The sequence below is a fragment of the Micromonospora sp. ATA51 genome, from assembly GCF_016802855.1.
Lineage (GTDB): Bacteria > Actinomycetota > Actinomycetes > Mycobacteriales > Micromonosporaceae > Micromonospora > Micromonospora sicca.
The window spans coordinates 1-6,901 of record NZ_JAEVHJ010000338.1; the positions used below are offsets into that span (position 1 = coordinate 1).

Genomic DNA, 6,901 nt, shown 5'->3' on the forward strand with positions numbered 1-6,901 from the left:
CCGGGCGGTGCCCGCCTCCAGCCGGCGTGCGAGCTTCCGGGCGGACTCGTGCAGCTTCAACCGGCCCAGCCGGGGCAACACCACATGCCTACGGTCCGGCTCCACCCGGATCGCCCCGGTGGTGAACCGCACCGACGGGGTCGACCGGCGGCGGGACTTGAAACGCGGGAACCCCACCCGCCGCCCGGCACGCTTACCGGTGCGGGAGTCCGACCAGTTCTTCAACCCCCGGGCCAGGGCGTCCAGGCCGGTGTTGAACGCCTCCTTCGAACACTCGGCCCACCAAGGCGCCACGCCGGCCTTCGCCTGATTCCAGGCTCTACGCAGCGCTGGCAGAGACCAGCCCTGCGTCGGGGTCAGGTCCACCTCGTCGATGCCGTAGGTGCGTTCGGCGGCCCGCTGATCCATGACCGCCTTGACTCGGGCCAGCGCCCAGTTGTGCGCCACCCGCGCCGCCCCCGCATGAGCCAACACCATCCGCTCCTGCCGGGGCGTCAGGTCCAACGCGAACCGGTACGCCTGCACCACACTCAACCGCTCCCGGCCCGCCACGCCCAGCACCATAACCACCCGGTAGGACGTAAACCCGCAACCACCAACGCCACACCCCCACGGCACCGAGCCGCCGACCGCCTGATCCCCCGTCCCAATGCACCACCCACACCGCAAGTCACTTTTAAGGTCACCAACGCATACCAACACCCACTCAACCGGCAACAGCTGACATCCCCCACGATCCGCCGCGCCGCGTCACCCCCGCCGGGGCCGGGGCGAGTCAGCCGGGGTGGGTGGCCTCCAGGGCGGCGCGGACCAGGGCCAGCGCCCGGTCCGGCGGGACGCCGAGTCGCAGTGCCTCGGCGGCGTACCCGGCGGCGGCATGGTGCAACCGGTCGGTCGCGTCGTCGCGTCCCGGCGCCACCACGGTGCCGTGCCGGCCCCGGGTCTCCACCAGCCCGGCGGCCTCCAGCTCCCGGTACGCCCGGGCCACCGTGTTCACCGCCAGGCCGAGGTCGGTGGCGAGCTGCCGGACGGCGGGCAGCCGGGTGCCGACCGGCAGCCGGCCGTCCCCGATCATCCGGGAGAGCTGCCCGCGCACCTGCTCGTACGGCGGCACCGCCGAGGTTGGGTCGATCCGGATCCGCATGTCAGCCCGCCCCGCCCGGCGTACCCGGTTCGGTCTCCTCGTCGACTTCCACGTCCACCTCCGCGGCCGAGCCGCCCTCCGCCAGATCCACCACCCGGCCGTACCGGCTGGTGGCGGCCAGGGCCGCGCCGAAGAGCACCAACTGGTTGAGCAGGTAGAGGTAGAGCAGCAGCCCGACCGCGGTCGCCACCACGGTGTACGCCGGGTTCCGCTCGGTCCGCACCACGTAGTAGCGCCCCACGGTGTTCAGCAGGGTGATGCCGACGGCGACCGCCAGGACGACCGGCCGGAGCCGGCGGCGGCTCATCCGCAGCCGGGGCACCGCCACCAGCAGCGCGGTGGCCAGCACCGCGTTGATCAGGACGCTGAGCACCGCGCTGACCGTGGTCAGCCCGAGCGACCCGGTGCTGCGCAGCAGGAAGCGCAGCAGCGACTCCAGCGCGTCGACGGCGGCCACCGAGACGCCGAGCAGCACGAAGACCGCCACCATCACGCCCAGGTCGACCACGCGGCGGACCACCAGGTTGCCGGGCTGCTGGTTGAAGCCGTACATCAGCCGCTGTGAGGAGCGGATCGCCTCCACCCACCCGATTCCGGTGATGACCAGGATGATCAGGCCGATCACCCCGACGGTGTTGCTGCTCTGCGCGATCTGCTGCGGGTCCAGGAAGGGCAGATTCTCGTCGAGGAAGTCCGCCACCGCCTTGCTGACCTCGTCGTTGTCCTGCAGGATCGCGCCGAAGATCCAGTACCCGACCAGCGCCAGCGCGAAGACCGCGAAGAAGCCGTAGTAGGCGATCGCCGCCGCGAGCCGGCCGCCCAGCACCTCGCCGTAGAGCGTCCCGGCCCGCCAGAGGTGGTCGAAGGCCGCCGAGCGCCGCCGGACCGCGTCCACCCGGCGGCCGAGGCTGGCCTCGATCCGGCCGATCACGTTCACCACGTCATCCTCGCCGATCCGGAGGCGGCACGCGGGCAGCCGGGCCGCGCGTTCAGCTCAGCCGCCGAGCCGGAAGTCCCGGCGGGGCTGCCACCGGGTCTGCCCGCTGTGCGAGAAGAGGGTGAACGCCTCCACCTCGAACAGCGCGGAGAAGTCGGCCAGGTCCTCGTACGCCCGGTCCAGCGCCTCCGGGGCGACGTCCTGCGCCACCGTGACGTGCGGGTGGTACGGGAAGCGGGCCTCGCGGTGCAGCTCGGGCGCCGCGCGGATCGCCGCGGCGAGCAGCTCGCACTCGCTGATCCCGGCCGCCACCGCCACGAAGACCACCTGGGTCACCGGCCGGAACGTGCCGGTGCCCCGCAGGTGCAGGGTGAACGGCAGGTGGGCGGTGGCCACCTCGGCGAGGTGCTTCTCGACCGCCGGCAGCGCCGCCACCGGGATCTCGGTCGGCCCGAGCAGCGTCACGTGGGCCGGGACGGCCTGCGGGTCGCCGGCCTCGACCCGGCGGCGGGTCAGCATCCCGCCCCACGGCTCGGGGATGTCCACCGCGATCCCGATCTGGATGGTGTCGCCGGCGTCCGGCGCCCCGTCCCTGCGATCCACGCTCCGCGCCACCCCTCCGGCCACCGACTGGTCTCCACCCGTTCCGTCGCGCCCGGACCGCTACTCGAAGCGGACCGGCGGGAAGAACCCGACCCGCTCGTACGCCGTCCGCAGCGTCGCCGCGGCGACCGCGCGGGCCTTCTCGGCGCCGTGGGCGAGCAGCTTGTCCAGCTGGGCCGGGTCGTCCAGGTAGGCGCGGGTGCGCTCCTGGATCGGGGTGACGAACTCCCGCACCACCTCGGCGAGGTCCTTCTTGAGGTCGCCGTACCCCTTGCCCGCGTACGCGGCCACCAGCTCGTCGATGGTCCGGCCGGAGAGCGCGGAGTAGATGGTGAGCAGGTTGGAGATGCCCGGCTTGGTCTCGGCGTCGAAGACGATCTCGCGGCCGGTGTCGGTGACCGCCGAGCGGATCTTCTTGGCCGAGCGGGCCGGGTCCTCGAGCAGGTCGATGATGCCGGCCGGCGAGGAGGACGACTTCGACATCTTGGCCGTCGGGTCCTGCAGGTCGGTGATCTTCGCGGTGTCCTTGACGATGTGCGGCGCGGGCACCGTGAAGGTGGGCCCGAACAGCGAGTTGAACCGCTGGGCCAGGTCCCGGGACAGCTCCAGGTGCTGGCGCTGGTCCTCGCCGACCGGGACGGCGTTGGCCTGGTAGAGCAGGATGTCCGCGGCCTGCAGGATCGGGTACGTGAACAGGCCCACGCTGGCCCGCTCGCTGCCCTGCTTCTGCGACTTGTCCTTGAACTGGGTCATCCGGCCGGCCTCGCCGAAGCCGGTGATGCAGCCGAGCACCCAGGCCAGCTGCGGGTGCTCGGGCACCTGCGACTGGACGAACAGGGTGCTGCGGTCCGGGTCGAGCCCGACCGCGAAGAGCTGGGCCGCCGCGACCCGGGACCGCTGCTTGAGCACCTTCGGGTCGTGCCCCGCGGTGATCGCGTGCAGGTCCACCACGCAGTAGAACGCGTCGTGCGTCTCCTGCAGCGCCACCCAGTGCCGTACCGCGCCCAGGTAGTTGCCGAGGTGGAACGAGTCGGCCGTCGGCTGGATGCCGGAGAAGACGCGCGGGCGGGCGGGTACGTCGGACATGCCGGCAATTCTGTCAGCAACGCCCGGCGTACGTCATGACGGGCCGGCGGGTCGGCTCTCCGCCGGCACCGCGGGGGCGGTGACCTCGCGCCGTTGCTCGGGCAGCCGCGCCGCGGAGACGGCGAGCCGGGACACCCGCCGCCCGTCGAGGGCGAGCACCCGCAGCAGCCAGCGCCGGGCGGGCCGTCCGGGTCGGGTGCGGCCGGCTCGTCCGGCCCGGGGGTCACCGGGACCTCGTCCCCGGCGACCGGGAGCCGGCCCAGGGCGGCCATCACGAAGCCGCCGACGGTCTCGTACGGTCCGGCGGGCAGCGGGACGCCGGTGCGCTCGGCGAAGTCGGCGAGGTTGAGCCGCCCGTCGACGACGGCGGGCAGGCCGGCGTGGGCCGGGTCGGGCGGGTTGTCGTACTCGTCGTGGATCTCCCCGACCAGCTCCTCGATCAGGTCCTCGCAGGTGACGATGCCGGCGGTGCCGCCGTACTCGTCGACGACGACGGCGAGGTGGTGGCCCTCGCGGCGCATCTCGGTGAGCGCGGCGAGCACCCGCTTGCTGCCGGGCAGCTGCTTCACCTCACGGGTCAGCTCGCCGACGGTGGTGCATGGGTCGCGGTCCGGGCGGAGCAGCACGTCCCGCAGGTGGACGAAGCCGACCACGTCGTCGTGGGTGCCGTCGACCACCGGGTACCGGGTGTGCGTCTCGGCCCGGACCAGCCGCTCCGCCTCGGCGATGGTGAGCCGGGCGGAGAGGAACACGACCTCGGTGCGGGGCATCATCACTTCGCGGACCAGGCTCGCCCCGGCCACCAGCACCTCGTCGATGATCCGGCGTTCGTCGGGGTCGAGCAGCGTGTTGGCGGCGACCAGGTCGCGCAGCTCCGCCTCGCTGATCCGCTCCCGGCCGGCGGTGGGGCTGGCGCCGAGCAGGTCGGTGACCAGCCGGGTGGCGCCGTCGGCGGCGCGGACCACCAGCCGGGCGACGGTCCGGGCGACCGGCCCCGGTTCGCGCCGGGGCCGCCCCGGCGGTCGACGCCGGAGTCCGGGACCGCCTGACTCCCGCATGACAAGGATGTTGACATCCTCTCCCGCCTAGAGGTGGGAGATTCCCGCTTCCAGCGTCGTACGTCGCCGACGCTGGGTGGGTGGTCGACAGGACGCCTTTCGGCCCCTGTCCCGGACTGCCCGCCCGGTGAGTGGGGACGCCGCCTCGGCGACGTCCCTGACGTTGATCGCGGCGTTCAGGTCAGCGTTCGCCTGGTGTCCGCAGGGCCCGCATCGGAATGTCGCTTGGCTTTCGCGGTTGATCCGGTCGGTGTTCCCGCAGCGGCTGCAACGCTGGGAGGTGAACGCGGCTGGCACCTTCACGATTCGGGTGCCGGTGGTACGTGCGTGATTGGCGAGGACCACCGCGAACAGCCCCCAGCCCTTGCCGAGGATCGAGCGGTTCAGTCCGGCCTTCTGGCGGACGTTCGTGCCAGGCTCCTCGACGGTGCCCTTCGCGGTGACGGTCATGGCCTTGGTGTTGAGGTCTTCGAGCGCGACGAGCAACAGAACCGGCCTGACCCTCGAGAACCCTCGCGGCCTTCGGCCCTAAGGGCGGCGCACTGCGGCTTGTCTTGGTAGACGGCGGGCGCCGACCGGTTCGCGCCAGTGTTCGGATCTGTTCAATCATGGCGGATCGTGGTGGAATGGGGACGGTCACGCGCAGCCGCGGCACAGCCCCCGGCCGTAGGGTGATCACGAACGGCCGCGGCGGGAGCGGCCAGGCAGGAGGAACCCGACGTGAAACTGCTCGTCACCGGCGGCGCCGGCTACATCGGCAGCGTGGTGACCCGGATGCTGCTCGACGACGGTCACGGCGTGACGGTCCTGGACGACCTGCGGACCGGCCACCGGGAGGCGCTCGCTCCCGACGCGACCCACGTCGACCTGCCGATCCACGAGGCCGCCCGGGTGCTCACCCCGGACGCCGGCTTCGACGGGGTGCTGCACTTCGCCGCGCTGATCGCCGCCGGCGAGTCGATGGTCAAGCCCGAGCTGTACTGGCACAACAACACGGTCGGCTCGCTCGCCCTGATCGACGCGGTCCGCGCCGCCCGGGTGCCCCGCCTGGTCTTCTCCTCCACCGCCGCCGTCTACGGCAACCCCACCGAACTGCCCATCCCGGAGACCGCCGTCAAGGCCCCCACCAACACGTACGGGGCGACCAAGCTGGCCGTCGACATGGCGCTCACCTCCGAGGCGATCGCCCACGACCTGGCCGCCGTCTCGCTGCGCTACTTCAACGTCGCCGGGGCGTACCTGCACGACGGCCGGGCGATCGGCGAGCGGCACGACCCGGAGACCCACCTGATCCCGATCGCGCTGGACGTCGCCGCCGGCCGGCGGGAGAAGCTCCAGCTCTTCGGCGACGACTACCCCACCGTCGACGGCACCTGCGTGCGCGACTACATCCACGTCGAGGACCTGGCCCGCGCCCACCTGCTGGCGCTGACCGCCGCGACGCCCGGCCGGCACCGGATCTACAACCTGGGCAACGGCAACGGCTTCACCAACCGGCAGGTGGTGGAGGTGGTCCGCGAGGTGACCGGGCACCCGCTGCCGGTCGAGGTGGCGCCGCGCCGCGAGGGCGACCCCGCCGAACTGGTCGCCTCGTCCGCGCTGGCCCGCGCGGAACTCGGCTGGGTGCCGGCGAAGCCCACCCTGCACGACATGGTCGGCGACGCCTGGGCCTTCTACCGCACCCACGTCCTGGAGCAGCGGTGACCGAGCCGGGCACGGCGGTCGGCGCCGTCGCGGAGCGCGCCACCGCCGGCTTCCGTCAGTGGTACGGCGCCGAGCCGGCGGGCCGCTGGGCGGCTCCCGGGCGGGCGAACCTGATCGGCGAGCACACCGACTACAACGACGGTTACGTGCTGCCGTTCGCGCTGCCGCTGCGTACCGTGGTCGCCGCCGCAGCGCAGGACGGCGAGCGCTGGACCGTCTGGTCGGAGCTCGCCGACTCCCCGGTCGAGTTCGGCGCCGCCGAGGCCGACCAGGCCGGCCGGGTCAGCGGCTGGGCCGCGTACGTCGCCGGGGTGGTCTGGGCGCTGCGGGCCGCCGGCCACCGGGTGCCCGGCGCCCGGCTGGCCATCG

The 6,901-nt window shown here is 73.0% G+C and carries 8 protein-coding genes and 1 pseudogene; 2 read left to right on the forward strand and 7 right to left on the reverse strand.

Annotation, left to right across the window (positions count from 1 at the left end):
- The 7 genes and pseudogenes from JNW87_RS32190 to JNW87_RS32220 all read right to left on the reverse strand — a co-directional run.
- On the reverse strand, nt 1-552 hold a 552-nt coding region (locus JNW87_RS32190), incomplete at its 3' end, for a helix-turn-helix domain-containing protein (protein WP_238454971.1).
- A 223-nt stretch (nt 553-775) separates the two neighbouring features.
- Nucleotides 776-1,144: a GntR family transcriptional regulator gene (locus JNW87_RS32195; protein WP_109802501.1), complete on the reverse strand. Its 369-nt coding sequence runs from the start codon at nt 1,142-1,144 to the stop codon at nt 776-778.
- A gap of 1 nt (nt 1,145) precedes the next feature.
- Nucleotides 1,146-2,081: a YihY/virulence factor BrkB family protein gene (locus JNW87_RS32200; protein WP_109802502.1), complete on the reverse strand. Its 936-nt coding sequence runs from the start codon at nt 2,079-2,081 to the stop codon at nt 1,146-1,148.
- 57 nt (nt 2,082-2,138) lie between these two features.
- Nucleotides 2,139-2,684, reverse strand: coding sequence for a 2'-5' RNA ligase family protein (locus JNW87_RS32205; RefSeq protein WP_236647973.1), 546 nt, complete (start codon nt 2,682-2,684; stop codon nt 2,139-2,141).
- 60 nt (nt 2,685-2,744) lie between these two features.
- A complete protein-coding gene (trpS, locus tag JNW87_RS32210; protein WP_109802499.1) occupies nt 2,745-3,770 on the reverse strand; it encodes a tryptophan--tRNA ligase in 1,026 nt (341 codons plus the stop codon).
- A gap of 33 nt (nt 3,771-3,803) precedes the next feature.
- Nucleotides 3,804-4,828: pseudogene (locus JNW87_RS32215) on the reverse strand (hemolysin family protein).
- 27 nt (nt 4,829-4,855) lie between these two features.
- Nucleotides 4,856-5,314, reverse strand: a complete 459-nt coding sequence (locus JNW87_RS32220) for a zinc ribbon domain-containing protein (RefSeq protein ID WP_109799922.1) — start codon at nt 5,312-5,314, stop codon at nt 4,856-4,858.
- Nucleotides 5,315-5,548: 234 nt separating this feature from the next.
- On the opposite strand from JNW87_RS32220, the gene galE reads away from it, so the two are divergent.
- On the forward strand, nt 5,549-6,532 hold the full coding sequence (gene galE, locus JNW87_RS32225) for a UDP-glucose 4-epimerase GalE (protein ID WP_109799923.1): 984 nt from the start codon (nt 5,549-5,551) through the stop codon (nt 6,530-6,532).
- A partial coding sequence (locus tag JNW87_RS32230) for a galactokinase family protein (RefSeq protein WP_309234125.1) occupies nt 6,529-6,901 on the forward strand: 373 nt, incomplete at its 3' end. The genes galE and JNW87_RS32230, both read left to right, overlap by 4 nt.

What these genes read in the sequence shown, in the direction of transcription:
- JNW87_RS32195 (WP_109802501.1), bottom strand. Translation starts at nt 1,144, where the DNA reads ATGCGGATCCGGATCGACCCAACCTCGGCGGTGCCGCCGTACGAGCAG.
- trpS (WP_109802499.1), bottom strand. Translation starts at nt 3,770, where the DNA reads ATGTCCGACGTACCCGCCCGCCCGCGCGTCTTCTCCGGCATCCAGCCG.